This window comes from Thalassorhabdomicrobium marinisediminis (genome assembly GCF_003072065.1).
GTDB lineage: Bacteria > Pseudomonadota > Alphaproteobacteria > Rhodobacterales > Rhodobacteraceae > Octadecabacter > Octadecabacter marinisediminis.
Map to the genome: position 1 here is coordinate 16,456 of NZ_QCYG01000007.1, position 25,230 is coordinate 41,685.

At 64.7% G+C, this 25,230-nt stretch carries 23 protein-coding genes; 9 read left to right on the plus strand and 14 right to left on the minus strand.

Annotated features, from left to right (window positions below; all coding sequences use genetic code 11):
• Positions 1-13 precede the first annotated feature (13 nt).
• A complete protein-coding gene (locus DC363_RS11420; protein ID WP_108641296.1) occupies positions 14-1,384 on the minus strand; it encodes a class II 3-deoxy-7-phosphoheptulonate synthase in 1,371 nt (456 codons plus the stop codon).
• A 176-nt stretch (positions 1,385-1,560) separates the two neighbouring features.
• Between DC363_RS11420 and DC363_RS11425 the strand changes: the two genes are divergently transcribed.
• Together DC363_RS11425 and DC363_RS11430 are read left to right on the plus strand one after the other, a co-directional pair.
• Positions 1,561-2,562: a GlxA family transcriptional regulator gene (locus DC363_RS11425; protein WP_108641297.1), complete on the plus strand. Its 1,002-nt coding sequence runs from the start codon at positions 1,561-1,563 to the stop codon at positions 2,560-2,562.
• Positions 2,563-2,594: 32 nt separating this feature from the next.
• Entirely contained in the window at positions 2,595-3,026 is a 432-nt protein-coding gene (locus tag DC363_RS11430) for a hypothetical protein (protein ID WP_108641298.1), read from the plus strand.
• 198 nt (positions 3,027-3,224) lie between these two features.
• Here the strand turns inward: DC363_RS11430 and DC363_RS11435 are convergent, their stop codons facing one another.
• Both DC363_RS11435 and DC363_RS11440 read right to left on the minus strand, forming a co-directional pair.
• On the minus strand, positions 3,225-3,800 hold the full coding sequence (locus DC363_RS11435; RefSeq protein ID WP_108641299.1) for an outer membrane protein: 576 nt from the start codon (positions 3,798-3,800) through the stop codon (positions 3,225-3,227).
• A gap of 126 nt (positions 3,801-3,926) precedes the next feature.
• Positions 3,927-4,838: an NAD(P)-dependent oxidoreductase gene (locus DC363_RS11440; protein ID WP_277871185.1), complete on the minus strand. Its 912-nt coding sequence runs from the start codon at positions 4,836-4,838 to the stop codon at positions 3,927-3,929.
• Between the two features lie 74 nt (positions 4,839-4,912).
• Here DC363_RS11440 and DC363_RS11445 point away from each other — a divergent pair, with 74 nt between their 5' ends.
• Positions 4,913-7,381 carry a penicillin acylase family protein gene (locus DC363_RS11445; protein ID WP_108641301.1) on the plus strand — a complete coding sequence of 823 codons (2,469 nt, stop codon included), beginning with the start codon at positions 4,913-4,915 and terminating at the stop codon, positions 7,379-7,381.
• Between the two features lie 116 nt (positions 7,382-7,497).
• Here the strand turns inward: DC363_RS11445 and hflX are convergent, their stop codons facing one another.
• The 9 genes from hflX to dusB all read right to left on the minus strand — a co-directional run bounded on the left by hflX (position 7,498) and on the right by dusB (position 19,320).
• Positions 7,498-8,784: a GTPase HflX gene (gene hflX, locus DC363_RS11450; RefSeq protein WP_108641302.1), complete on the minus strand. Its 1,287-nt coding sequence runs from the start codon at positions 8,782-8,784 to the stop codon at positions 7,498-7,500.
• Positions 8,785-8,787: 3 nt separating this feature from the next.
• The gene (gene hfq / locus DC363_RS11455) at positions 8,788-9,021 is read right to left on the minus strand and encodes an RNA chaperone Hfq (RefSeq protein WP_108641303.1); all 234 of its coding nucleotides are present in this window, start codon (positions 9,019-9,021) and stop codon (positions 8,788-8,790) included.
• A 123-nt stretch (positions 9,022-9,144) separates the two neighbouring features.
• A complete protein-coding gene (locus tag DC363_RS11460) occupies positions 9,145-10,668 on the minus strand; it encodes a TrkH family potassium uptake protein (RefSeq protein ID WP_241962985.1) in 1,524 nt (507 codons plus the stop codon).
• A 6-nt stretch (positions 10,669-10,674) separates the two neighbouring features.
• Complete coding sequence (gene trkA, locus DC363_RS11465; RefSeq protein ID WP_108641304.1) at positions 10,675-12,051, minus strand: Trk system potassium transporter TrkA; 1,377 nt, start codon at positions 12,049-12,051, stop codon at positions 10,675-10,677.
• 63 nt (positions 12,052-12,114) lie between these two features.
• Entirely contained in the window at positions 12,115-13,521 is a 1,407-nt protein-coding gene (ntrX, locus tag DC363_RS11470; RefSeq protein ID WP_108641305.1) for a nitrogen assimilation response regulator NtrX, read from the minus strand.
• A gap of 12 nt (positions 13,522-13,533) precedes the next feature.
• Positions 13,534-15,762, minus strand: coding sequence for a sensor histidine kinase NtrY-like (locus DC363_RS11475; RefSeq protein WP_108641533.1), 2,229 nt, complete (start codon positions 15,760-15,762; stop codon positions 13,534-13,536).
• Positions 15,763-15,929: 167 nt separating this feature from the next.
• Positions 15,930-17,300: a response regulator gene (locus DC363_RS11480; RefSeq protein ID WP_108641306.1), complete on the minus strand. Its 1,371-nt coding sequence runs from the start codon at positions 17,298-17,300 to the stop codon at positions 15,930-15,932.
• Positions 17,300-18,358, minus strand: a complete 1,059-nt coding sequence (locus DC363_RS11485; protein ID WP_108641307.1) for a two-component system sensor histidine kinase NtrB — start codon at positions 18,356-18,358, stop codon at positions 17,300-17,302. The genes DC363_RS11480 and DC363_RS11485 overlap by 1 nt, the downstream gene beginning before the upstream one ends.
• Positions 18,355-19,320, minus strand: a complete 966-nt coding sequence (gene dusB, locus DC363_RS11490) for a tRNA dihydrouridine synthase DusB (RefSeq protein WP_241962986.1) — start codon at positions 19,318-19,320, stop codon at positions 18,355-18,357. The genes DC363_RS11485 and dusB overlap by 4 nt, the downstream gene beginning before the upstream one ends.
• Before the next feature lie 167 nt (positions 19,321-19,487).
• Between dusB and DC363_RS11495 the strand changes: the two genes are divergently transcribed.
• Genes DC363_RS11495 through DC363_RS11505 form a run of 3 tightly spaced genes read left to right on the plus strand, consistent with a single transcriptional unit; the run spans position 19,488 to position 21,594 of the window.
• A complete protein-coding gene (locus DC363_RS11495) occupies positions 19,488-20,627 on the plus strand; it encodes a bifunctional 2-C-methyl-D-erythritol 4-phosphate cytidylyltransferase/2-C-methyl-D-erythritol 2,4-cyclodiphosphate synthase (protein ID WP_108641309.1) in 1,140 nt (379 codons plus the stop codon).
• The gene (locus tag DC363_RS11500; RefSeq protein WP_108641310.1) at positions 20,624-21,124 is read left to right on the plus strand and encodes a phosphatidylglycerophosphatase A family protein; all 501 of its coding nucleotides are present in this window, start codon (positions 20,624-20,626) and stop codon (positions 21,122-21,124) included. The genes DC363_RS11495 and DC363_RS11500 overlap by 4 nt, the downstream gene beginning before the upstream one ends.
• Complete coding sequence (locus DC363_RS11505) at positions 21,121-21,594, plus strand: CinA family protein (protein ID WP_108641311.1); 474 nt, start codon at positions 21,121-21,123, stop codon at positions 21,592-21,594. Before DC363_RS11500 ends, DC363_RS11505 begins: the two co-directional genes overlap by 4 nt.
• Before the next feature lie 15 nt (positions 21,595-21,609).
• On the opposite strand, the gene DC363_RS11510 is transcribed toward DC363_RS11505, so the two are convergent.
• Positions 21,610-22,071, minus strand: a complete 462-nt coding sequence (locus DC363_RS11510) for a type II toxin-antitoxin system RatA family toxin (protein ID WP_108641312.1) — start codon at positions 22,069-22,071, stop codon at positions 21,610-21,612.
• An 85-nt stretch (positions 22,072-22,156) separates the two neighbouring features.
• On the opposite strand from DC363_RS11510, the gene hpt reads away from it, so the two are divergent.
• From hpt to DC363_RS11525, 3 genes are all read left to right on the plus strand, one after another.
• The gene (gene hpt / locus DC363_RS11515) at positions 22,157-22,693 is read left to right on the plus strand and encodes a hypoxanthine phosphoribosyltransferase (protein ID WP_108641313.1); all 537 of its coding nucleotides are present in this window, start codon (positions 22,157-22,159) and stop codon (positions 22,691-22,693) included.
• Between the two features lie 104 nt (positions 22,694-22,797).
• Positions 22,798-23,265 (plus strand): c-type cytochrome, encoded by a 468-nt coding sequence (locus tag DC363_RS11520; RefSeq protein ID WP_108641314.1) that lies wholly within the window; start codon positions 22,798-22,800, stop codon positions 23,263-23,265.
• 1 nt (position 23,266) lies between these two features.
• Complete coding sequence (locus tag DC363_RS11525) at positions 23,267-24,136, plus strand: c-type cytochrome (RefSeq protein ID WP_108641315.1); 870 nt, start codon at positions 23,267-23,269, stop codon at positions 24,134-24,136.
• Positions 24,137-24,173: 37 nt separating this feature from the next.
• On the opposite strand, the gene lipA is transcribed toward DC363_RS11525, so the two are convergent.
• A complete protein-coding gene (gene lipA, locus DC363_RS11530; RefSeq protein ID WP_196778415.1) occupies positions 24,174-25,142 on the minus strand; it encodes a lipoyl synthase in 969 nt (322 codons plus the stop codon).
• Between the last annotated feature and the right edge of the window lie 88 nt (positions 25,143-25,230).

Consider the following 25,230-nt stretch of genomic DNA (forward strand, 5'->3'; position numbering starts at 1 on the left):
CCGGTTCCGCCGCTTAGGCGGATTGTGCGGTCTTCACCCCGTCGCGCCGGGCCGAAAGCTCTTCCGCGATGAGGAAGGCCAGCTCAAGCGACTGCGAGGCGTTCAGACGCGGATCGCAGGCGGTGTGGTAGCGGTCCGACAGATTCTCGTCAGTCACCGCGCGCACGCCGCCGGTGCACTCGGTCACATCCGCGCCGGTCATCTCGACGTGGACACCGCCGGGAACCGTGCCTTCGGCGTTGTGGACAGCGAAGAACTCACGCACTTCGCGCAGGACCGAATCGAAGGGCCGCGTCTTGTAGCCCGAAGAGGATTTGATCGTGTTGCCGTGCATCGGATCGCAGGACCAGACGACGTTGGCGCCTTCCTCTTCCACGGCCCGGATCAAGCGCGGCAGATGTTCGCCCACGGTCCCCGCACCGAAGCGCGCGATCAGGGTCAGGCGGCCGGCCTCGTTCTCGGGGTTGAGCTTGGCCATCAGCGCCTTGAGGTGGCCCGTGGTCATGGTCGGCCCACACTTGAGCCCGATGGGGTTCTGCACGCCCGAGGCATATTCCACATGGGCGCCGTCCGGCTGCCGGGTGCGGTCGCCGATCCAGATCATGTGACCCGAGCCTGCAAGCCACTTGCCCGAGGTGGAATCGAGCCGCGTCAGCGCCTCTTCGTATTCCAGCAGCAAAGCTTCATGCGAGGTGTAGAAGTTCACCGTTTGCAATTCGTGGTTCGTCTCGGTCGTCAGCCCGGCGGCCTGCATGAAGTCCAGCGTGTCGGAAATCCGCTCGGCCATGGCGCGGTATTTCTCCGCTTCGGGTGCGCCGGTAAAGCCCAGCGTCCAGCCGTGGACCTGATGCACGTCCGCATAGCCCCCGGTCGAGAAGGCCCGCAACAGGTTCAGCGTGCCCGCCGCCTGGGTATAGGCCTGAAGCATCTTTTCGGGGTTGGGGATGCGCGCCTCGGGCGTGAAGTCCAGATCGTTGATGATGTCGCCGCGGTAGCTGGGAAGCTCCTGCCCGTTCACGGTCTCGGTCGGGGCCGAGCGGGGCTTGGCGAACTGACCGGCCATCCGGCCGACCTTCACCACCGGCACCTTGGCGCCATAGGTCAGCACCATTGCCATCTGCAACATCACCTTGAAAGTGTCGCGGATCGCATCGGCCTGGAAGGCGGCAAAACTCTCGGCGCAGTCGCCCCCCTGCAACAGGAAGGCATCGCCCCGGCTCACATCGGCCAGCTCGGCCCGCAGGCGGCGCGCTTCTCCGGCAAAGACCAACGGTGGATAGCTGCTCAACTTCTCCTCCACAGCGGCCAGGGCCGCGGCGTCGGTATAGTCGGGCATCTGAACCCGCGGCTTGTTGCGCCAGTCAGATTTGTTCCAGTCCGTCATGTCATGCTCCGAAGATAGAAATTGAAGGTACGTTAGCGATACCAGCCCTGCTTATAGCGAAACCGCACGGCAAGGTCCAAGGCAAATACCCGGGATCTTTCAGGGAAACAACGGCAATGCCCTTGATCCTTGCAACAAAAGGTGGTGAGCATCTTTCAACGACAGAGAGAAATGCCATGCAGCGTCATAATATCATTGATGTGGAAGCCACCCGAGGCGCCCCGCGTCGGTTCGTGTTTGTCCTGCTTGAGGATTTTACCCTGCTGTCTTTTGCTGCCGCGATCGACTGTTTGCGGCTGGCCAACCGCATGGCCGATCAGGAACTCTACAGTTGGCGGCTGCTGGGCGAAGGCGGCGACACAGTGACATGCTCGACCGGCACGGTCTTCAAGGTGGACGGCGATCTGGACGAGATGCACCGCGACGACACCGTAATGATTTGCGGCGGGCGCGATGTGCAGAACGCGACCACGCGCAAGGTGTTGAACTGGCTCCGGCGTGAGGCGCGGCGCGGCATCGTCATCGGCGGTCTGTGCACGGCGGCCTATACGCTGGCCAAGGCCGGATTGCTCGACGGCAAACGCGCGACGATCCACTGGGAAAACCACGACAGTTTCTCCGAGGAGTTCCTTGAGGTTGAGCTGACAAAATCTGTCTTTGTGGCCGATGGCAACCGGATGACCACAGCGGGCGGCACCTCGTCCATCGACCTGTTTTTGCAGATCATTGCCGACCAATACGGCGAGGAGCTGGCGAACGCCGTGGCCGACCAGCAGATCTATTCCGCGATCCGCACCGATCAGGACACCCAGCGGCTGTCGATCCCCACGCGGATCGGCGTGCGACACCCCAAGCTCAGCCGTGTGATTCAGGAGATGGAACAAAACATCGAAGAGCCGATCAGCCCCAGCGTTCTGGCGAAAGACGTGGGCATGTCCACGCGCCAACTTGAACGGCTGTTCCGGCGCTATCTGAACCGCTCGCCCAAGCGCTACTACATGGAATTGCGCCTGCAAAAGGCGCGCAACCTGTTGATGCAGACGGATATGTCCGTGATCAACGTGGCACTGGCCTGCGGCTTCGCGTCGCCGTCGCATTTTTCGAAATGCTACCGCGCCCATTATGACACGACCCCCTACCGCGAACGGGGCGCCCATGCGGCGCGCCTGTCGGTCTAGGTGCTGGTCCTGCGACGAAAGGATGGTTTGCGATGACCGGACGGGCGACCCTTGTCCCGATCATGCTGGTGGTCACGATTCTGGTTCTGTTGCTTTACGCCATCAGCACCGGGCGCTCGAACGACACGGGTCTGCGGGGGGATGCGGCCTATCCGCACCACATCTGCACCTTTACCAGAACCTGCGTCGGACCGGACTGCACGCGCGAGCCGCAAAGTTTCATCCTGTATCTGGCCCATGTGGACGGCACGCCGCGGCTGGACCATATGCCCGATATGGCGCCCGCGCTTGACGCGCAGCCCGTGGGCGACGCGATGACCTATCGCTCACGCGGGGGCGAGGTTGAGGGCACGTTCACGCTGTTCCGCGACCGCGCGCTGGATTTCAGCGGCACCTCGGGCGACGGTGCGATGCCCGTTGAGCACTACGCCAGCGGTACGTGCGAGCGGTTGCAAACACCGTAAGCGGTTAGGCTATCTGGTTGTTGTGAAGCGGACAGGTCGCCGCATGAGGCCCAGCCTCTTTCGCCAGTGCTCTCTATCAAAGGCACTTCCCCGTTGCACGGTGGATGCCTTGCAAGAACCACGAGGCACCCCTTCGCCCCGCGCACGAAAAAGGGCAGCGCCGAAGCACTGCCCTTAAAATCTGTCAGACAGATCGCCTTAGAACGTGAAGGATGCACGCAGGCTGATGGTGTCGACTTCGAGGTCGGTAGTAGAGCCGGCGAAATCATCCTTCTGGTGACGCAGAGCTTCAACGCCAACGCGGAACATGTCAGTAGCTTGGAAAGAACCACCAAGACCGTAGAAAGTGGCTGTGTCGTCAGGGCCGCCTTCAATGTCGATTTTTGCCGCACCAGCGGTCAGGTAAGGCATGAAGGAGCCGAGGTCGTAGCCAGCGATCGCCTTGGCGCGCAATACGTCGGCATCTACGCTCGGAGACACGTCAAACTCGATCTTGTCATAGTCAAGTTCGCCACCGAGGACGAAGCTGCCCATGTCGTAGAGGTAACCGACGTGCACGCCGTAACCGTCGAGATCAACTTCACCGAAGCCGTCATCGGCATCACCGGTGACATACTGCGCACCAGCGTAGAAGCCAGTCCAGTCAGCAGTTGGCACCACGACAGGTGCGACGGGGGCGACCGGAGCCACGACGACAGGCTCGGACAGGTTGCCGGCGAAAGCGGCGGTGGAGGCCAGCGCGAGGCCGGAAGCGAGAAGGGTTGTACGGATCATTTATAGTACTCCTGGTTAACGTTAAACTTGGCGTAACCTACTGGAATGCTAATCGGAAGACGAGTCTGCATGGTTAATGGAAATTGCGTTGTTGCCCTAAGGTCACAATCTCAGGCCCGCCGAAATCTAACCGCGTAACCGCTTGATAAGGCTTGATGTATCCCAGCGTCCGCCGCCCATATTCTGCACATCCTTGTAGAATTGATCCACCAGCGCGGTCACAGGAAGGGCGGCACCTGTCTCATTTGCCGCCTCAAGACAGATACCAAGGTCCTTGCGCATCCAATCCACGGCGAATCCGTGGTCGAAGGCGTCGTCGAGCATGGTTTCATAACGATTCTCCATCTGCCAGGACCCGGCCGCGCCCTGGCTGATCACCTCGACCACCGCGCGCTCGTCCAGCCCGGCTTTCTGCGCGAAATGCAGGGCTTCGGACAGACCTTGCACCAGCCCGGCGATGGCGATCTGGTTGCACATCTTGGTCATCTGGCCTGCGCCGCTTTCACCGATGCGGCGGCAGATGCGGGCATAGCTGTCGATGATCGGCGCGGCCTGCTCGAACGCCTCGGCGTCGCCGCCGCACATGACCGAGAGCACGCCCTTCTCGGCCCCCGCCTGCCCGCCGGAAATCGGCGCATCCACGAAGGACACACCCCGCGTGGCGGCGGCCTCGTAGAGCTCTCGCGTGACCTTGGCCGAAACGGTCGTGTGATCGACGAAAATCGCGCCCTCGGCCATGCCGGCAAAAGCCCCGTCCTCTCCGGTGCAGACGGCGCGCAGATCGTCGTCGTTGCCCACGCAGGCCATGACAAAGTCCGCCCCCTCGGCCGCCGCTTTCGGGGTCGCGGCGGTGGCGCCTCCGTATTCTTTCGCCCAAGCGTCGGCCTTGGCGCCCGTGCGGTTATAAACGGTCACCTCATGCCCGGCCTTCACCAGATGCCCGGCCATCGGATAGCCCATGACCCCAAGTCCCAAAAACGCGATCTTCGCCATGCTCACTCTCCCTGCTTGCTTGCATACCTGCGGCTGTTCATGGATAGGTAACGAACCCTTGGACCGCGTCAACTGCCACAGGTTCCGCGGCGCAGGGGCGCAAGGCAAGGGACACTGATATGGCAACTGTTTTTCGCTGGTTGATCCGCATTGCCTCGGGTCTGATCTTCCTGATCGTCGCCGCCTTCGTCCTGACCTATTATTTCGCCTCACGCTCGCTGCCCGACTATGACCAAACGCTGCGGGTCGCCGGGATCAGCGCCCCGGTCGAGATCGTGCGCGACAACGCCGACGTGCCGCATATCTTTGGCGAGACCGACGACGACGTGTTCTATGCCTTGGGCCTTGCCCACGCGCAGGACCGTCTGTGGCAGATGACCATGCTGCGGCGCACAGCGCAGGGCCGCCTGTCGGAGCTGTTTGGCCGCCGCACTGTGTCGCTCGACAGCCTGATCCGGCGGCTCGCGCTTTATCCGCTGGCGCAATCCTCGGTGGACGCGCTGGACGCGCGGACCCAAAGCGCGCTTCGGGCCTATGCTGCCGGTGTGAACGCCTGGATCGGTCAGGTCAACGATGGCGCGCGAGGGCGCGGCGCGCCCGAGATGTGGCTGTTCAACCATGCCATCGCCCCATGGCAACCGGCGGATTCCGTGGCGATCATCAAACTGATGGCGCTGCAACTGAGCAGCCATCTTGAGGAAGAGGTCCTGCGCGCGCGCACCTCGCTGATCCTCAACGACGACGACCGTTTGAACGACATTCTGCCCACCGCGCCGGGGGACGGGATCGCCGCCCTGCCCAGCTATGCCAGCCTGATGCCCGGCGTGCCGCGCTACGCGCCCAACACCCGCATGGCGTTCGACCCCATGTCGCCGGTGGTGCCCCGCGCCCATGCAGGCGCCTCGAACGCCTGGGCCGCCGGGCCAAGCCGCAGCGCCACCGGCTCGACCCTTCTGGCGAACGATCCGCATCTGGGCCTGACCGCGCCCTCGATCTGGTATCTGGCACGGGTGGAACTGGAAGCCGGCGGCGTGATCGGCGGCACGATCCCCGGGGTGCCGGTGGTCATGGTGGGCCGGTCGGATGCGCTCGGCTGGGGGATCACCTCAAGCTATCTGGACGATCAGGACGTCTATATCGAAGAGGTGAACCCCAGCGACGCCAGCCAATACCGCACGCCGGACGGTTGGGCCGACTTCGAGACCCGCGACAGTATCATCCGCATCAAGGACGCGCCCTCGGTCACGCTGCAACTGCAATGGACGCAAAACGGGCCGGTGCTGCCGCCGGATCAATACGACCTTGGCACGATCCGTCCGCCCGGCCATGTCACCGCCTTGGGCTGGACTGCGCTTTCCGACAGGGATACGACAATTCAGGCGGCGATGAACCTGATGCGCGCCCGCACCGTGGAAGAAGGGATTGCCGCCGCCGAGGACTACGTCGCCCCCAGCCAGATGCTGACGCTGGCGGATCGCAACTCGGTCGGGCTGAAACTGATCGGCCATGTGCCCAACCGCGACGCGGACCACGTCACCCAGGGGCGTCTGCCGCACTTCGGCTATCTGCCGCAGAACCGCTGGGACGGGCGGCGACCCTACGCCGAAAACCCCGAATGGATCGACCCGGTGGGCGGGATCGTCGGCAACACCAACAACAAGGTCGTCGATGCGCCCTTCCCCGGCCATGTCAGCTTTATGTGGGGCGACAGCCAGCGCATCCACCGCTGGCGGCGTCTGATGCAGGCGCGCGAGGTCCACACCCGCGACAGTTTCATCGAAGCCCAAAGCGATACGGTCAGCCATACGGCACGGTCGATCCTGCCGCTGATCGGCGCGGATCTGTGGTTCACCGGAGAGGCGGCACCCGACGGCACGCCCGAGAAACGCCGTCAGGATGCGCTGTCATTGCTGGCCGAATGGAATGGCGAGATGAACGAGCACCTGCCCGAACCCCTGATCTATTCCGCCTGGCTGCGCGCGCTACAGGACCGGCTGATACGCGACGAGTTGGGCCCGCTCGCTCGGGAATTCACCCACGTGGAGCCGCTGTTCATCGACCGGGTGTATCGCGATACCGGCGGTGCATCGGTCTGGTGCGACGTGCTGCAATCGGCCCCGGTCGAGACCTGCTCCGACATCGCCCGCATGGCGCTGGACGACGCCTTGATCTGGATCGACGAGACCTACGGCGGGGCGCTGGAATCCCTGCGCTGGGGCGATGCCCATGAGGCGACCCACGACCATCCGGTGCTGGGCGAGGCCCCGGTGCTGAGCTGGTTCGTCAACATCCGGCAATCCACCTCGGGCGGGGACAACACCCTGATGCGGGGCCGCACCTCGGGCGCGCCGGGGGCGCCGTTCCGCAACGTCCACGCGGCAGCTTATCGCGGGGTCTATGACTTTGCCGACCCGGACAGTTCCGTATTCATCATCTCCACCGGGCAGTCCGGCCACCCGCTGTCGCGCCACTACGACGATCTGGGCGATCTGTGGCGGCGGGGGGAATATATCCCCATGTCGCTGGACCCGGCGCTGGCGCGCGGCGGCGCGGTGGGGATCACCGTGCTGGAACCGGTTCAGGATTAGAGGGACGTAAAGTCTTGGTCGGTTTGGGGGCTTTGCCCCCCTTCGCTGCGCTCATCCCCCCAAGGTATTTGGGAACCAGAGAAGATGGGGCGGCGCAGGATGGGACAGTGCGTGGATTAGAACGCGTCGGGGAATTGCTTTTCGAACTTGGCCTGTTGGATCGCGGTCCAGCGGACTTGAAGGGTCCAGCCGCTGTCGGTCTGGGTTTCGGATTCGATGACACCTTCGCGCTGCAGCCAGCTTTGCGCGGCCCCCTGTGACCAATCCAGCGTCAGCGTCATATCGCGGGTCTTGCCCTTGAGCTCATCGGCCACTTCGGCCAGCAGGGCGTCGATCCCCTGCCCCGTCACCGCCGAGATCGGGAAGACCTTGGCGTCGGTGCGGTTCATGGCGCGCAGGTAATCCTCGTCATCCTCGGGCAGCAGGTCGATCTTGTTGAGCACCTCGAGCATGGGCACCTCTGGATCGACGTCGAGCTGTTTGAGCGTGCGGCGCACGGAGGCGTTCTGCGCCTCGGACTGGGGATGGCTGATGTCACGCACATGCAGGATGATGTCGGCTTCCAGAACCTCTTCCAGCGTTGCGCGGAAGGCGGCGACCAGTTGCGTCGGAAGCTCGGATATGAAGCCCACCGTGTCCGACAGGATCACCTCATCCCCCGTGGGCAGTTCCACCCGGCGCATGGTCGGGTCGAGCGTGGCAAAGAGCATGTCCTTGGCCATCACGTCCGCCCCGGTCAGCCGGTTGAACAGCGTCGATTTGCCCGCGTTGGTGTAGCCCACAAGGGCCACGATCGGGAACGGCACCTTGGCCCTTGCCTTGCGGTGCAGCTCGCGGGTCTTCACGACCTTTTCGAGGGACTTTTTCAGCCGGTTGAGCTGGGCGTCGATGGCGCGCCGGTCCGCCTCGATCTGGGTCTCACCGGGGCCGCCAACGAAGCCCAGCCCGCCGCGCTGACGCTCAAGGTGGGTCCAGGCCCGCACCAGACGCGTGCGCTGATAGGAAAGTGCCGCCATCTCGACCTGCAGCACCCCTTCGCGGGTGGCCGCCCGGTCCGAAAAAATCTCAAGGATGAGCCCGGTCCGGTCAAGCAGTTTGACCTTCCACTCTTTTTCCAGATTGCGTTGCTGCACCGGGCTGACGGGGCCGTCGATCAGCACCAGACCGGCGTCGGCTTCGGCCAGCCACTCTTTGATCTCGGCGATCTTGCCCTTGCCGAACAGCGTCCCAGGGTGGACCTTGGGCAGGCCCACGACCTGCGCGCCGGCGACTTCAAGCTCGGGCAGCGCCCGGGCCAGCGCCACGCCTTCTTCCAGCGCGGCGGTGGCATCCCGCCGGCCCGGGTCGGACTTGATCTCCGGGTGCAGGACATAGGCCCGCGTGGCGGACGCATCCTCGCCCATGGGTTACTCTTCGCCGTCGTACAGGCTGATGGGGGTGCTGGGCATGATGGTGCTGATCGCGGACTTGTACACCAGCTGGCTTTGACCGTCCCGGCGCAGCAGCACGCAGAAACTGTCGAACCATGTGATCACGCCCTGAAGCTTTACCCCGTTGATCAGAAAGATCGTCACCGGGATTTTCGCTTTGCGGACGTTGTTCAAGAACGCGTCCTGAAGGTTCTGCTTGTCTGAGGCCATGATCCCCGTCCCTTATTTTTTTATTGTGGCTGACGTTGCAGCCATTTGTAATGCGTCATGGGTCACTATGTCCGGAAGGTGGCCGGATTTCCACCCCAAAAACAAGGGCGTCCGGCGGCCGGTTCAGCGGCGCCAGAATTCGGGGTTCAGCAGCGCGATCATGGCCAGCGCTTCGAGCCGGCCGAAGACCATCGCCAGCGCCAGCACGAATTTGCCAAGATCGGGAATCCCCGCATAAGAGACCGGCGCCTCGGCGGCGATGCTGGCCAGCGGGCCCGTCGTCGAGAGGGCGGCCACCGCAAGCACCACGGCGGTTTCGAACTGCACGCCCGTGAGCGACAGCAGGACCATCACCACGGCGATGGAAATCGTGAACAGCATGAAGAAAATCCAGGCGATCTGCGCCCCCTGTTTGCGGATCTGCCGCGCGTCGGCCCCCGATCCCCCGATCGAGGACGGATAGATCAGCCGTTCGACTTCGCGTTCCCCGTGTTTCCACAAGGCATAGACCCGCAAAAGCTTGATCCCCCCCGCGGTGGTCGCCACACCACCGCCGATCAGCGACAGCCCGACAAGGATCAGCCCCGGGGTGCCAAGGCCCGACCAGTTGCGGGTGGCAGTCCAATCGGCGGATTCGAAGCCGGTGGTGGTCATGAAGCTGGTGATCGTGAAGATCGCCCCCCAGAGCGCGCGCGCGGCGCTGCGCACGTCATTGGCCGCATCGCTATCAAACGCCACAAGACCGTGGCGCAGGAAAAGTACCGTCACCAGAAGGGCAATCAGACCCAGCGCCAGCCGGAATTCATGGTCCTTGTGCAGGGGGTTCACCTCTTGCCCCGAGAGGCCACGGGAAAACGACACCCGTGACAGGGCGAAGACGAAGAACCCGAGGATGAGAAGCTCGCCCAGAAAACCCGCCGGCGAGAACACCAGCCCACCCACCGGCGAGATGCCCGAGGTCGCCATGACCGACATGGCGTGACAGAAGGCCACGAAGGGGATTTCTCCCGCCACGGTGAGCATCAGCCACAGCAGCAACGTGAGGCCGGTATAGAGCGGCACCAGCTTGGCGCCGTAGCGCACCAGCCGCTCGGACGGGTCCAGCTCGCGCCCGATCTGCGCATAGGTGCGTTCCCGCATGAGGCGGCCATCCGCCGTGGCGCGCACCTCGAACCCGCCGATGTTGAGCGGCGCCAGAACCGCGATGGCGGCGACCCAGACCAGAAGCCCCCCAAGCCACCCCATGAGCGCGCGCCACAGATGCACCGTCGGTGGCAGCGTGCGCGGGCTGTCAAACAGCGTGGCGCCCGTGGTGGTGATCGAAGAGACGGATTCGAACCAGGCCTCGAAGAAGGTGATCTGCGGCACGACCTCGTAGATGGGCACGGCCAGCATCAGCGGCAGCACCAGAAAGGCCGCCAACAACGACACCAGATACCCGCGCGAGCGGTTGGTGAACTCGTAGTTCGCCGTCGCGAGCCCAACGAAAACGGTGATCACGAAGAACAGCAACGCCGAATAGAAGAACGCGCGCGAGATGGCATGTTCGCCGATCGCCAGCGCGTGGATCGACGGCACCACCATGGCCAGCGCGCCGATCCCCATCAGCACCACGAAGAACGACCGCTTGAACAGGCTTTCAAACATGAAGCATCAGAAGTAGTCGATGGAGACTTGCAGCAGCGCCTCGACTTCCGCCACCTGATTGGCCATGGCGAAGATCGCCACGATGTCGCCTTCGTCGATGCGCAGATCGCCGCGCGGCTTCAACATCTTGCCGGCCTTGAGCACCCCGCCCACCAGCACGCCTTCGGGCAGGTCGAGATCGCGCAGACGGTTGCCGGAGATCGGGCTGGTGGTCAGCACCTGCGCCTCGATCACCTCGGCCTCGGCGTCGCCGATGGAATAGACCGACCGCACGCGCCCGTGGCGGATGTGCTGAAGGATCGAGCTGACGGTGGTCGCGCGCGGGTTGATATAGGCGTCGATGTTCAACGGCCCCATCAGCGGCACCAACGTGGGATCGTTGGTCAGACAGATCGCCATGGGGCAGCCCAGCTCTTTCGCGCGCACGGCGGCCAGCAGGTTGGTCTTGTCGTCATCGGTCACCGCCAGCACCGCGTCGGCGTTGCTGATGTTCGCCTCTTCCAGAAGGCTGGCGTCCAGCCCGTCGCCGTTGAGCACGATGGTGCGCTCCAGCGCGTCCGCCGCCCGCTCGGCCGTCTCGCGGTCGCGTTCCAGCACGCGCACCCGCACGCGGTTGGTGCGCGCCTCAAGCGCGCGGGCCACGGCGAGCCCCACGTTGCCGCCGCCGATGATCACCACCCGTTCCAGCTTGCCTTGCGTCTTGCCGAAGATCTCAAGCGTGCGCGCCATGTCGGTGTTTTCCGTCATGACGTAGCACTCATCGCCTGCAAAAATCTGGTCGTTGGCCGAAGGCACGAAAAGCGACCCCTTGCGACGGATGCCCAGCACCACCGCCTTCAGGGTCGAGAACAGATCGGTGAGCTGGCGCAGGGGCGTGTTGATGACGGGGCAATCCTCGTCGATCGAAATCCCCAGCAACTGCGCGTGCCCTTCCAGAAAACTTTCTGTGTCGAAAGCCGCCGGGGCCGCAAGCCGTTGCAGCGCGGCCTCGGCCACCTCCATCTCGGGCGAGATCACCACGTCGATGGGCAGATGGTCGCGCCGGTACAGGTCGGAATAGATCGCGTTGAGGTAGCTTTGCCCGCGCAGACGCGCGATCTTGCGCTGCACCGAAAAGACCGAATGGGCCACCTGACAGGTGACCATGTTCACCTCGTCCGAATGGGTCGCCGCGATGATCATATCCGCATCATTCGCGCCGGCCCGCTCCAGAATGTCGGGATAACTGGCAAATCCGGCGATGCCCTGCACGTCAAGCGTGTCCGTGGCACGGCGCACCAGTTCGGGATTGTTGTCCACCACTGTTACGTCGTTGCGCTCGGAGGCGAGGTGGCGCGCGATCTGCCAGCCGACCTGACCTGCCCCGCAAATGATAACCTTCATGGACGTATCCCGCGTGGTTGCCGTCCCGCCGTGATGCCAGTTGGCCGCGGCACGGTCAATCCGCTAGGCCTCGGCATTTTCCTCCACATAGGCCACGCGCGCGCCCGCCTTGTTCGAGGTGACCACGCCCAAGGTCTTGAGCTTGCGGTGCAGCGCTGAGCGTTCCATGCCCACGAAACTTGCCGTGCGGCTGATGTTGCCGCCGAAGCGGTTGATCTGGGTCAGCAGGTATTCCCGTTCAAACAGCTCGCGCGCCTCGCGCAGGGGCAAGGTCGCAAGACTGCCCGACAGCAGCACGCGGCCGTCTTCCACCGGTCCATCCTGCTGGCTGGGCAGTTCCCGCGCTTCGATCGGACCCGAGCTTTCGCCAAGGATCAACACCCGCTCCATGACGTTGCGCAGCTGGCGCGCGTTGCCGGGCCAGGGCATCGTCTGCAACAAGGCGTCCGCCTCGTCACTCAAAGGACGCGGTGTAAGCCCCTGAGTTTCATGGAGTTCTTCGATGAAGTGCTTCGCCAGAAGCGGAATATCCTCGCGCCGTTCCTCAAGGCTGGGCACATGGATTGGCACGACGTTGAGCCGGTGATAGAGCTCCTGCCGGAAGCGGCCCGCATCAATTTCGCCCTGCAAGTCCTTGTTCGTGCTGGAAATAACACGCACGTCCACCTGCACCTTGTCGATTCCGCCGACCCGCTGGAACTTCTGGTCGACCAGCACGCGCAGCAGTTTGGACTGGGTGCCAAGGGGCATGTCGGCCACGCTGTCGAAGTAGATCACGCCGTTGTTGGCTTCTTCGAGCAGGCCGGTTTCGATCCCCCGCCCCTCGGTCTCGCGGCCGAACAGCACCTCTTCCATGCGCTCCGGCTCGATCGCGGCGCAATTGACGGATACGAAGGGCATCTCGGCGCGGTCCGATTGCGCGTGGATGTAGCGCGCCGCCGTCTCCTTGCCCGAGCCACCCTCGCCCGAGAGCATCACCCGCCCGTTGCTTTTCGTCACCTTGTCGAGCTGGCCGATCAGAGTGCGGAACGCGGCGCTTTCGCCCAGCATCTCGGTGGGCGCGGCATCGGTCCGCTTGAGCGCGATGTTTTCCCGGCGCAGGCGGCTGGTTTCCATCGCGCGGCGAATAACGACCAGCAACTGGTCGATATTAAAGGGTTTTTCGATGAAGTCGTAAGCGCCCTGCTTGATTGCGGCGACGGCAATCTCGATGTTGCCGTGGCCCGAGATGATCACCACGGGAACCTCGGGGTGATCGCGTTTCACCTGTTTGAGGATGTCGATCCCGTCCATCCGGCTGTCCTTCAGCCAGATGTCGAGGATCATCAGCGAGGGAACCTCGGCGGCAATCTCACTCATGCATTCGTCGGAGGTGCCGGCCAGCCGCGTGGTGAACCCCTCATCCTTGAGGATGTCGGAAATCAATTCGCGGATGTCCCGCTCGTCGTCTGTAATCAGAATATCGCCCATTCTACTCGCTCCTCATGCTGTTTTTTTGGTATCCACCGCGGCCGTGGCCTCGATGGGAAGTGTAATGACTGCCATGGCGCCGCAGCGGTCCGCATTGCCCGGCCCCTCGAACTCCGGCGCATCGGTCAGGGTCAGCGTGCCGCCGTGTTCGTCGATGATTTTCTTGACGATGGGCAGGCCAAGCCCCGTGCCCTTGTCCCGCGTCGTGACGTAGGGCTCAAAGAGTTTCGCGCGATCCTCGGGCAGGCCGATGCCATTGTCCGCCACCCGGATGCGCACCTGCGTCTGCTCGACGTCCATAGTGACGCGAACTTCGGGCACCACTTCAGCGTCGGGGAGCAATTCGGAATAGGTTTCAATGGCTTCGCCTGCGTTCTTGATCAGGTTTGTCAAGGCTTGCGACATCATGGTGCTGTCCAGATCGGCCCAGACCTCGAAGGCGGGAATGTCCGTCTTGAAGGTCACACCGGGCTGACCCGCCTCTTGCAGGGTGACCGCATCGCGCAGGAGCGCCGCCAGATCATAGCTGCGCCGGTCGGGCTCCGGCATCCGTGCAAACTTGGAAAACTCATCAACAATGCGCCGCAAGTCATTGGTTTGCCGCACGATTACGTCGGTAAGCTGTTCCAGATCAGGGGCCAGATCGCCCACCTCCTTGCGGAACTTGCGTTTGATCCGTTCGGCCGAGAGCTGGATCGGCGTGAGCGGGTTCTTGATCTCATGGGCGATGCGTCGCGCCACGTCGCCCCAGGCGGCCATCCGCTGCGCCGAGACCAGATCGGTCACATCCTCAAAGGCAACGACATAGCCCTCAAGCGTGCCATCCTCGCGCAGGCGGTGGGACATCCGCACGAGCAGGCTTTCCTGCTGCCCGCCGCGCACGAGGTTGACCTGTTCTTGCACCACCGCAGCTTCGGTCGTGGTGAGTTCCTCGAACAGGCTTGCGAACTCGGGCACCGCAAGGCTCAGTGCGGTCTGGGTGTGGCCGTCGACCTCAAGCAAGCGTCCGGCGGCGCGGTTGGCGAAGGTCACGCGCCCCCCTTCATCAAGGCCGACAACCCCCGAGGGCACCGAGGACAGCACGGAATCGAACAGGCGGCGGCGCTGTTCGATCTGCTGGTTGGTGTCCAGAAGCTCTTGCCGCTGGTGTCGCAGCTGCGCGGTCATCTGGTTGAAATAGCGGCCCAATTGCGCGATTTCATCCTCGCCGTCTTCCTCGGGCACGCGCACGCTCAGATCCCCCGCGCCAACCCGCTGGGACGCGCCCACAAGCCGCCCTACGGGGCGCGACAGGCGCTCGGCGAACCACAGGCCGACCCAGACCGCGGCGATGATCAGGATCAGCGCGAAGCCCAGATAGATCAGCCCGAACTCGAAAAGCACACGGCCGCGCTCGTTCTCGAGCTGGCCGTAAAGCTCGACCGTGGCCTGCGTGTCGTCGAGCAGCGCCAGAATGTCGCCGTCGACCTCGCGGGTGACATAGAGGTATTTGTTGGCGAAAGCCTCAAGCGGGATCAGGGCGCGGAACTCGTTGTTCGACCAATCCTCAATGATGACGATGCCGTTGCGCCGCGCCTGCGCCAGTTCGTCCATGGTGGGCTGTTCGAAATAGAACTCATAGGATTGCTCGCCCCGGGCCCAGATTTCCCCGGCCTCATCCAGCACGAAAACTTCCGTCAGGCCGCGTTCGATCTGCGGCTGCGCGCGGGCCAGCGCCTGTCGGACCTCGCCGCGTTCCATGAAGAAGGTCTGCAACCGCTCGGTGTTGAGATAGCCCGCAAGCGCGCGCCCGTCCCGCGCGACCTCCTGGCGGTGCTCCTCTTCATAGGCCTCGGCAGCTGAGAGCGAATTGCCCAGCACGTTGCGCACCCGCTCAGAGAACCACCCCTCAAGCCCGATGTTGATCGTCAGCACGGCGAAAACAGCGACCGCCACCGTGGGGATCAGCGCCAGAAGCCCAAAGACCCCGGTCAGCCGCAGGTGCAGCCGCGACCCGGCCGAGCGGTTGCGCCGCGCCACGATCATCGTCACCACGCGCGACGCGACAAGGGCCGCGATGATCAGCACATAGATGATATCGGCGAGCAGGATCAGCCGCAGCGTTTCGGTGCGTCCGGTCTGATCCAGCGGTCGCAGGGCGGTGATCGTGAGAATGATCAACAGCGGCGCCATCAGCGCCAGCACGACGGTGATCGTGGCCTGCACCCTGCGCCGCCGCCGCCAGCGCGAAAACGCCAGCATATAGGTCCCGATGAGCGATCGCTGCACGCGACTTGCCCCGCTGTAAAAGGGCTAGCGGGGTCAGATGCCCCACGTGCCCACCGCCTGTTCTATGTGGTCCTGCCCTGATCCCGGCGCGGTGCGAAGACCGGCGACTGGGGCCAGAGGGCCACGGTTATGTTGCCCTTTTACATCAACTTGCGCCCGCGTGTCACGCGGATATCCAGATCGGTGAGCTTTTTTCGCAAGGTATTGCGGTTGATCCCCAGAAGTTCGGCACATTTCGCCTGATTTCCGGCAGTTGCCCCAAGCGCAATCTCAAGCAACGGCGTTTCGATTTCCCGCAGGATGCGCTGATACAGGCCCGCCGGCGGTAGGCTGTCGCCGTGCAGGTCGAAATAGCGGCCAAGGTGTTGGGCCACCGCGTCCGCCAGGCGCTCGGTCGCGGGCGGCTGCAGCGGTCCGGCGGCCGGTTGTGCCGCCAGCGCTTGTTCGACCTCGGCGCGGGTGATCTCGGGCAGCGCGGCGGTGACCGCCAGACGGCGCATGATGTTTTCGAGCTGGCGCACGTTGCCGGGCCAGCGATAGCTGCGCAGAAGCTCGCCCGCCGCGTGCTCGAGCCCCCGGTCGGGACCACCGTCCTGCGCCGCGCGGGCGAGAAAATGCGCCGCCAGAAGCACGATATCCTCAACCCGGTCGCGCAGCGCGGGCACGGGCAGCGTCACCCCCGCAAGGCGATAGAACAGATCCGACCGCAGCCGCCCGCCGGACAGCGCTCCCTCCAGATCCCCGCGCGACGTGGCGATGACGCGCGGGGCGGTGTCGTCCCTAAGCGTGGCGTCATGGTCCAGAAGCGCCACGATTTGCGCCTGCGCGGTGTCGGGCAGGTCCGCGACCTCCTCCAGCACCAGCGTGCCCGTCCCAACCTGCGCCAGAAGCCGCGCCCCGGCATCGGGCGGACCGTCAAAGGTGGCGGCGGTGGCGACGAGGAAGGGCCGTCCTTGCCGGTCGGAGAGGTCATGAATGGCCCGCGCGACAAGGCTTTTGCCGCTGCCGCTTTCGCCAGTGACCAGCACCGGCAGCGACGTGTTCATCACCTGCGCCAACAGCCGGTACAGCGCCTGCATCGGCGCCGAGCGGCCCACCAGCGGCAGGTCCGCGGTGGCACGATCGTCGCGCGGCTCGGGCTTTGGCGACTTGCGGTCCAGCCCGCGCGCCACACGCTGCATCAGGTCCGGTAGATCGAACGGTTTGGGCAGATAGTCGAAGGCCTCCGCCTCAGCCGCCTGAATGGTGGTCATGATCGTGTTCTGCGCCGAAATCACGATCACCGGAAGGTCGGGGCGCAATTGGGCGATTTGCGGCACCTGCGTCAGACCGTTGCCATCGGGCATGACCACGTCCGAGATCACCAGATCGCCCATGCCCTCAGTCACCCAGCGCATCAGCGTGACCAGCGAAGAGGTCGCATGCACCTTGCACCCCGCCCGCGTCAAAGCCTGCGTCAGGACCGTGCGAATGGTGCGATCGTCATCGGCGACCAGTATCGTGCCGTCCATCAGATCTCTCCTGTTTTGGGGGCGAGGGCGAGCGACAGGCGGAACCGCGTCTGGCCCGGGGCCGAGGTGACGGTGACCATCCCGCCCATGCCCGAGATCAGCTTGCTCACCAGCGCCAGCCCCAGCCCGGTGCCATTCTCGCGCCCGGACACGAAGGGGTCGAAGACGTCTCCGGCGATGTCCGGCGGCAGGCCCGGGCCGTCGTCGATCACGTCGATCTGCAAGGGGACCCGCGCGGCGGGCTTGTCCCCGTCGTGCAGGCGCAGCGATGGCTCGTAGGAGGTTTGCAAGGTGATCGTCCCGCCCTTTGCCCCGGCCTCGGCGGCGTTGGCCAGCAGGTTCAGGATCACTTGCAGCAACTGGTCAGGGTCCGCCAGCGCATCGGGCAGCGACGGGTCGAACCGGTCCCGGATGGTCATATGCGCTGCCACCCCGACCGAGGCCGATTGCCGCGCGCGGTCGAGCACGTCATGGATGTTCACGGGGCGCAGCGCCGGGGGGGTCAGATTGCCGAACTGCTCCACCCGGTCCAACAAAGTGACGATCCGGCGCGATTCCGCGACGATCAGGTCCGTCATCTCGCGATCCTCCGGCGGCAGCGACATGGCCAGCAGTTGCGCCGCACCGGTGATCCCCGCGAGCGGGTTCTTGATCTCATGGGCGAGCATTTCCGCCATGCCGATGGCCGAGCGCGCCGCCCGTTGCGACCGGGCCGAAGGGATCAGCCGGGTGGCCATGTCGCGCGGCGTGAACAGCATGAGCATCTGATCGGCGCTGTCCTGCATGGGGGAGGCCTGGATCGCGCATTGCAGATCCGCCTGCGCCAGCCCGCCCAGGGTCACGTCATTGACAAACAGCGCGCTGCGCTGCGCCTCCGCGCGCCCGTAGGCCGCGTTCAGGGGCGCGTCCACCTCGATCATGTCCCACAGCCGCGCCCCGTGCAGGGCGCGCGAGGACAGGTTGAAAAAGCTCTGCGCGGCCGGATTGCTCTCGGCGATGATCGCACCGGGGTCGAGTAGAAGCGCCGGCACCGGCAGCGACGCCCACAGCGTTTTCATGCCGCGGTCCGCACGGTCAGTGCGTCGGGGAGCAGCTCAAAGACGCGCGCCGGGTCCCGCTCGGTCAGCACCGCCTTGCGCAGGCCCGCGGGCGGCGCGGTCTGGTCCATGTACCAGCCCAGATGTTTCCGCGCGACGCGCCCGCCCAGTGTCTTGCCGTAGAACCCCAGCATCGCGTCGTAATGGGCGGCGACCATGTCCACAAAGCCCGCGCCCTGCGGGATCACCGGTGCCGCCTGTCCGGCCAGATCAGCAGCCACCTGCGCCAAAAGCCACGGCCGCCCCTGCGCGCCGCGTCCGATCATCACCCCGTCCGCGCCCGAAGCCCGCAGCGCCGCGCGGGCGGATCGCGCATCGACAATATCGCCATTGGCGATGACCGGGATCGAGACCGCGTCTTTGATTGCGGCAATGGCGTGCCAATCCGCACGGCCCTTGTAGAACTGGCAGCGGGTGCGTCCGTGGATCACGATCCGCTGCACCCCCGCGCCCTCGGCCCGCTGCGCGAGCGTGTCCGCGTTGCGCAAGCTGTCGTCCCACCCAAGCCGCGTCTTCAGCGTCACAGGGATCGAGACCGCGCCCACGACCGCCTCGATCAGCGTCAGCGCATGGTCAAGATCGCGCAGCAGGGCCGAGCCGGAGTAGCCGTTGGTGACCTTCTTGGCGGGGCAGCCCATGTTGATGTCGATCATCGCAGCGCCGTTGCCCTCAACCACGCGGGCGGCCTCGGCCATCCAACGGGCGTCGCGTCCGGCCAGTTGCACCGCCGTGTTGCCCTGATCGAAGCCCAGCTCGGCCTTCTCACGCACGCCCGGCTTGGCCTGGACCATCTCTTGGCTGGCGACCATCTCGGACACCACCCAGCCCGCGCCGAAGGAGGCTACAAGCTGGCGGAACGGCAGGTCCGTGATTCCCGCCAACGGGGCGAGCGCCACGGCGCTGTCCGGTGCGGGAAGGGGCATGCGCTGTCTCATCGGACTGACCTAGCGGGCCGCGCGGCGAATCTCAACGCCGGAATGCTCAAAAAACAGGCAGTTCGTGCCGGCGCCCCTGCGCCCCGACGCAAGCGCCCCCTTTCCCCTGTCCCGCGGTCTGGCTACAACACCGCGACTGACGTGAAGGACCCGCCATGACCACAGCCGCCATCATCGTCGCCGCCGGGCGTGGCCGTCGGGCCGGCGGTCCTCTGCCCAAACAATGGCAAGAGGTCGCGGGCCGCCCGGTGGTGGAACACACGCTTGCGGTGTTCGAGGCGCACCCCCGCGTGGACCGCATCACCCTTGTGATCGCGCCCGAGGATATGGAACTGGCCCAAGCGCGTGGCCTGCCGGACCGTGCGGTGATCGCCCTTGGCGGGGCCGAGCGGTCCGCATCGGTACGTAACGGATTGGCGGCCACCCGTGCCGAGCGCGTGCTGATCCACGACGCCGCGCGCTGCTGCCTGCCGTCCGGGGTGATCGACCGGGTGCTGGACGCGCTCGACACCCATCCCGCGGCCGCCCCCGCCCTGCCCGTCACCGACGCGCTCTGGACCGGGGCCGAAGGTCAGGTCACCGGCGTGCAGGACCGTCGCGGCCTTTACCGCGCGCAGACCCCGCAAGGCTTTCACTTTGACGCCATCACCGCTGCCCATGCCACCCACGGCGCCGGTGCCGCCGACGATGTCGAAGTCGCCCGGCGCGCGGGCCTGCCCGTCGCAATCGTCGAGGGCGACGCCCGCAATCTGAAAATCACCACGCCCGCAGACTTCGCGCGGGCCGCAACGCTTCTGGAGCCCCCCATGACCATCCCCGACATCCGCACCGGCAACGGGTTCGACGTCCATCGTTTCGGCCCCGGCGATCACGTGATGCTGTGCGGCGTGAAAGTGCCACATGGGCGCGGCCTGCAGGGCCATTCGGACGCGGACGTGGGCATGCACACGGTGACCGACGCGATCTACGGCGCGCTGTGCCAAGGCGACATCGGCCAGCATTTCCCGCCCAGCGATCCGCAATGGAAAGGCTGCGAAAGCCATGTCTTCCTGCGCCACGCCTGCGCGCTTGCCCGTGAGATGGGCTTCACGATCACCCATGTGGATTGCACGCTGATCTGCGAATTTCCCAAGATCGGCCCTGTCGCCGACGCGATGCGCACGCGCATGGCCGAGGTGATGGGCATGGACCGCGACCGGGTCAGCATCAAGGCCACCACCTCCGAGAAACTGGGCTTCACGGGTCGCGGCGAAGGCATCGCGGCGCTGGCCACCGCAACACTGGTGAAGACATGAAGGACACTTTGGCAAAACTCATCGCGACGGTGTTCTACGTGGGCTACCTGAGGCCCGCGCCGGGCACTTGGGGGTCGCTGGCCGCCTTGCCGCTCGCCTGGCTGATCTACCAGATCGGCGGCTTTTGGCTGTTCGCGCTGGCGATCCCGGTGGCCTACGTCAAAGGCTACGTTGCCACCCAATGGATGACCCAAGGGGCCGAGGACCATGACCCGTCGGAGATCGTCATCGACGAGGTCGTGGGGATGTGGATCGCCCTGTTGCCGGTGATCTATGGTGCGGGCATGATGGGGGTCACGCTGCTGACGCTCTGGCCCGGCTGGATCGCGGCCTTTGTCTTCTTCCGGCTGTTCGACATCACCAAACCGGGGTTCGTGGGCTGGGCCGATCGCAAGGACAACGCCACCGGCGTGATGCTGGACGACGTAATCGCGGGCGTTTTCGCCGCGCTCTGCGTGGCGGGGGCTGCCAGCCTGTTTCACGGGATGATGGGATGACCGAAACCGCCGCCACCATCGTGCGCCTGTGCACGCAACGGGGCCTGAGCGTCACCACCGCCGAAAGCTGCACCGGAGGGCTGGTGAGCGCCGCCCTCACCGCGATTCCCGGAAGCTCTGCCATGTTCCAGCGCGGCTTTGTCACCTACTCGAACGAGGCAAAAGCCGAAATGCTGGGCGTGTCCCCCGCCACCCTTCAAGCCCATGGCGCGGTCTCCGAAGAGGTCGCGGGCGAAATGGCGCAGGGGGCGCTGCGGGCCGCGCGGGCAGACATCGCGGTGTCGATCAGCGGGATCGCCGGGCCGGGCGGTTCTGAACACAAGCCCGAAGGGCGCGTCTGTTTCGGATTGGCCACGCAGGCGGGGGTAGAAACACTCACCCGTGAATTCGGCCCGCTGGGGCGCGACGGGGTGCGGCGCGAAAGCGTGGTTCAGGCGCTCGACCTGATTGCGAACGCCATTGAAGGTTAGGCGCGCCTGCGCGGCTTAGGGCTGGCCGTAAAGCTCTTGTGCGCGTCGCTCGAAGGCGCGCACGATGGTCTGCATCGCCTGATTGAAGAACATCCCCGCCGCCCCCTGCAACAGCCGGTTGCGGAATTCGAAATCCACGTCGAAATGCACAAGGCTTCCGCCGCCCTCAGCCTCGGGCACATCCTCAAACCGCCATGTGCTGTCCATGTGCTTGAACGGCCCGTCGATATAGGCAGTGTCGATGCGCTTTTCCTCGGGCCAGAGCTGAACGCGGCTGCCGAACTGTTCGCGGAACACCTTGAAGCTGATCACCAGATCCGCCAGCATTTCGGTATGATCACCTTTGTCCGTGGTCGATCGGATGCGTGCCGCCGCCGTCCATGGCAGGAACTTCGGATAGTCGCCCACATCGGCCACAAGATCATACATCTGTTGCGCGGTGTAGGGCAGTCGTCTGGTTTCGGAATGGGCAGGCATGGGGCGCTTTCACGGGTGACGTTTCCTGACCCATGTCCTATGATTTGCCGAAAGATTCAAGCAAGTGACACGAAGGCCTGCCCTGATGACAAAACCCGCATACGTGATCGATGAAATGATCTCGGCCAAATCCATCGCCGCACGGATCGAGGATCTTGCCAAGATCATTGACGCCGAATTCGACGGCACCGACAAGCTCGTGGTGGTGGGCCTGCTGCGCGGGTCCTTCGTGTTCATCGCCGATCTGGTGCGTGAGCTGAACCTGCCGGTTGAGGTCGATTTCCTTGAGGCGAGCAGCTACGGAGACGGCATGGAATCCTCGCGCGAGGTGCGGATTCTCAAGGATCTGCGGGGCCAGATCGAAGGCCGCGACGTGCTGGTGGTTGAGGATATCGTCGACACCGGCCACACGCTGCATCAGGTGATCGACATGCTCAACACCCGCAAGCCGGGGCGGCTGAAATCCATCGCCCTGCTCGACAAGCCCACCCGGCGCGAGGTCGACATGAAGGCCGATTGGACCGGCTTCGAGATTCCGGATGAATTCGTGGTTGGCTATGGCATCGACTACGCCCAGCGGGACCGGAACCTGCCCTATATCGGCAAAGTTCGGTTCACCTGAGCACAGGCAATTGTGCGCTCATGCAAAGGTGGGCGCCATGACGGACGGAAAACCTGTGTTAGCGTAAGGGCTCATGTCGCAACCTTTTCTCAAGGAGCCTTTCGATGAAGTCACTTCCCTTGCTCGCTGGCCTTGCCACCCTTGCGCTGGGCACGCTCGTCCACGCGGACGCCCACTCCAACCTGCCCCCCGCCGTGAAAGCGCGGCAGGCGCATATGCAACTTTATGCCCACAACCTCGGGGTACTCGGCGGCATGGCGCAGGAAAAGATCGACTATGACGCGGCGGCGGCCTCGGCGGCGGCAGCGAACCTTGCGGCGCTCGCGCAACTGGACCAATCGAGCTACTGGCCCGAAGGCACAGACAACGGCGCAATCGAAGGCACCCGGGCGCTGCCGGCGATCTGGACGGACTTCGACGGCGTCATGACGGCGAGCGAAGGTTTGATCGAAGCCTCGGCCGCAATGAGTGACGTGGCCGGTGACGGTCTCGATGCGCTCAAGGGGGCGATGCGGCCGTTGGGTCAGGCCTGTTCGGCCTGCCATCAGGACTACCGCCAGCGCGACAACTGATATGCGCAAAGGGGTTTGGCTTCTGGCCGGGGTCGGGGTCGTCGCCGTGGCGGGCGTGGGCTTGGCTGTGACACAGCCGCAGTCCCTTCCCGCCTCGGCCCTCGCCGGGGTTGAGGGGGATGCCGCGCGCGGCGCGCAGGTCTATGCAGCGGCGGGCTGCGGCTCCTGCCACGGCGCGGAGGACACCGAGGCGCTCGCAGGCGGCGCGGCCTTCGCCAGCCCCTTCGGCACTTTCTACGCGCCCAACATCTCGACCCACGCGGACCAGGGCATCGGCGGCTGGAGCGACTACGAGCTTGCCAATGCGATCCGCGCCGGCGTCTCGCCCGAGGGCCAGCACTATTATCCGGCGTTCCCCTACACCAGCTACGCGCGGATGACGGCGCAGGACACGGCGGACCTGATCGCGCATCTGCGCACCCTGCCCGCCGACGCCACCCCCTCACGCGGCCATGATGTGGGCTTTCCGTTCAACATCCGGCGCTCGCTGGGGGGCTGGAAATTTCTGTTCGCGTCGGACGATTGGGTCGTGACCGACGCGCCCTCGCCCGAGGTCGAGCGCGGACGTTATCTGGTTGAGGCTTTGGGCCATTGCGGCGAATGCCACACCCCGCGCAACGCGCTGGGCGGGCTGAAAACAGATCAATGGCTGCGCGGCGCCGCGAATCCGGCGGGTGACGGGCGCATTCCGTCGATCCATCCCGACGATCTCGGTTGGAGCGCGCAGGACATCGCAATTTATCTCGAAAGCGGATTTACCCCGGATTTCGACACGGTCGGGGGCGAGATGGTCGAGGTGGTCGAGAACACCGCCAAACTGGCCGATGAAGACCGCAACGCCATCGCCGCCTATCTGGTGGCGCTGCCTTAACGCCGGGCGACGTGTCCCGCCCGGCGGTGCGGAGCCGTCAGGACCCCAACTTTTCCAATCGGGCCGCGCGCAGCTTGGCGAAATCGTCGCCCGCGTGATAGCTCGACCGCGTCAGGGGGGACGCTGAGACCATCAGGAAGCCTTTGTTATAGGCCGCTTTTTCGTAGGTCTCGAACTCCTGTGGCGTCACGAAACGGTCCACCGCGTGGTGCTTGGGCGTGGGCTGGAGATATTGCCCGATGGTCAGGAAATCGATGTCAGCGGCGCGCATGTCTTCCATCACCTGCACCACGGCCTGTTTGTCTTCGCCCAGCCCGACCATGATGCCGGATTTGGTGAACATCGTCGGGTCCAACTCCTTGACCCGCTGCAACAGGCGCAGCGAATGGAAATACCGCGCGCCGGGGCGCACCTGCGGATACAGCCCGGGCACGGTTTCAAGGTTGTGGTTGAACACATCGGGCTTCGCCGCGACCACCACCTCAAGCGCGGAGGGCGCGCAGCGGATGAAGTCCGGCGTCAGGATCTCGATCGTGGTGCCCGGGGACTGGCGGCGCACGGCGCGGATCGTCTGGGCGAAATGTTCCGCCCCGCCGTCTTCCACATCGTCGCGGTCCACCGAGGTGATGACCACGTGATTGAGGCCGAGTTTCTTGACCGCATCGGCCACCCGGCCCGGCTCGAACACGTCCAGCGCCTCGGGCGGCTTGCCGGTGGCAATGTTGCAGAAGGTGCAGGCGCGGGTGCACACCTCGCCCATGATCATCATCGTCGCATGGCCCTGCGACCAGCATTCGCCCACATTGGGGCAGCCCGCTTCTTCGCAGACAGTGGTGAGATTGTGCTCGCGCATGATGTTGCGCGTGTCCTTGTAGCCTTCGCTTGTGGGCGCTTTCACCCGGATCCAGTCGGGCTTCTTCGGCTGCGGCGAATCGGGCCGCCGCTGCTTTTCCGGATGCCGCTGGGCCGGTATCTTCAGATCGCGCACTTTATCTGCTTGGGACATAGATCTCTCCTCTTGCGCCCTACCTAAGCGGGATCGAAGGATTTGTCCAAGGAACTCGATGTCGCGGTTTGCGGAATTGCACCGGCTG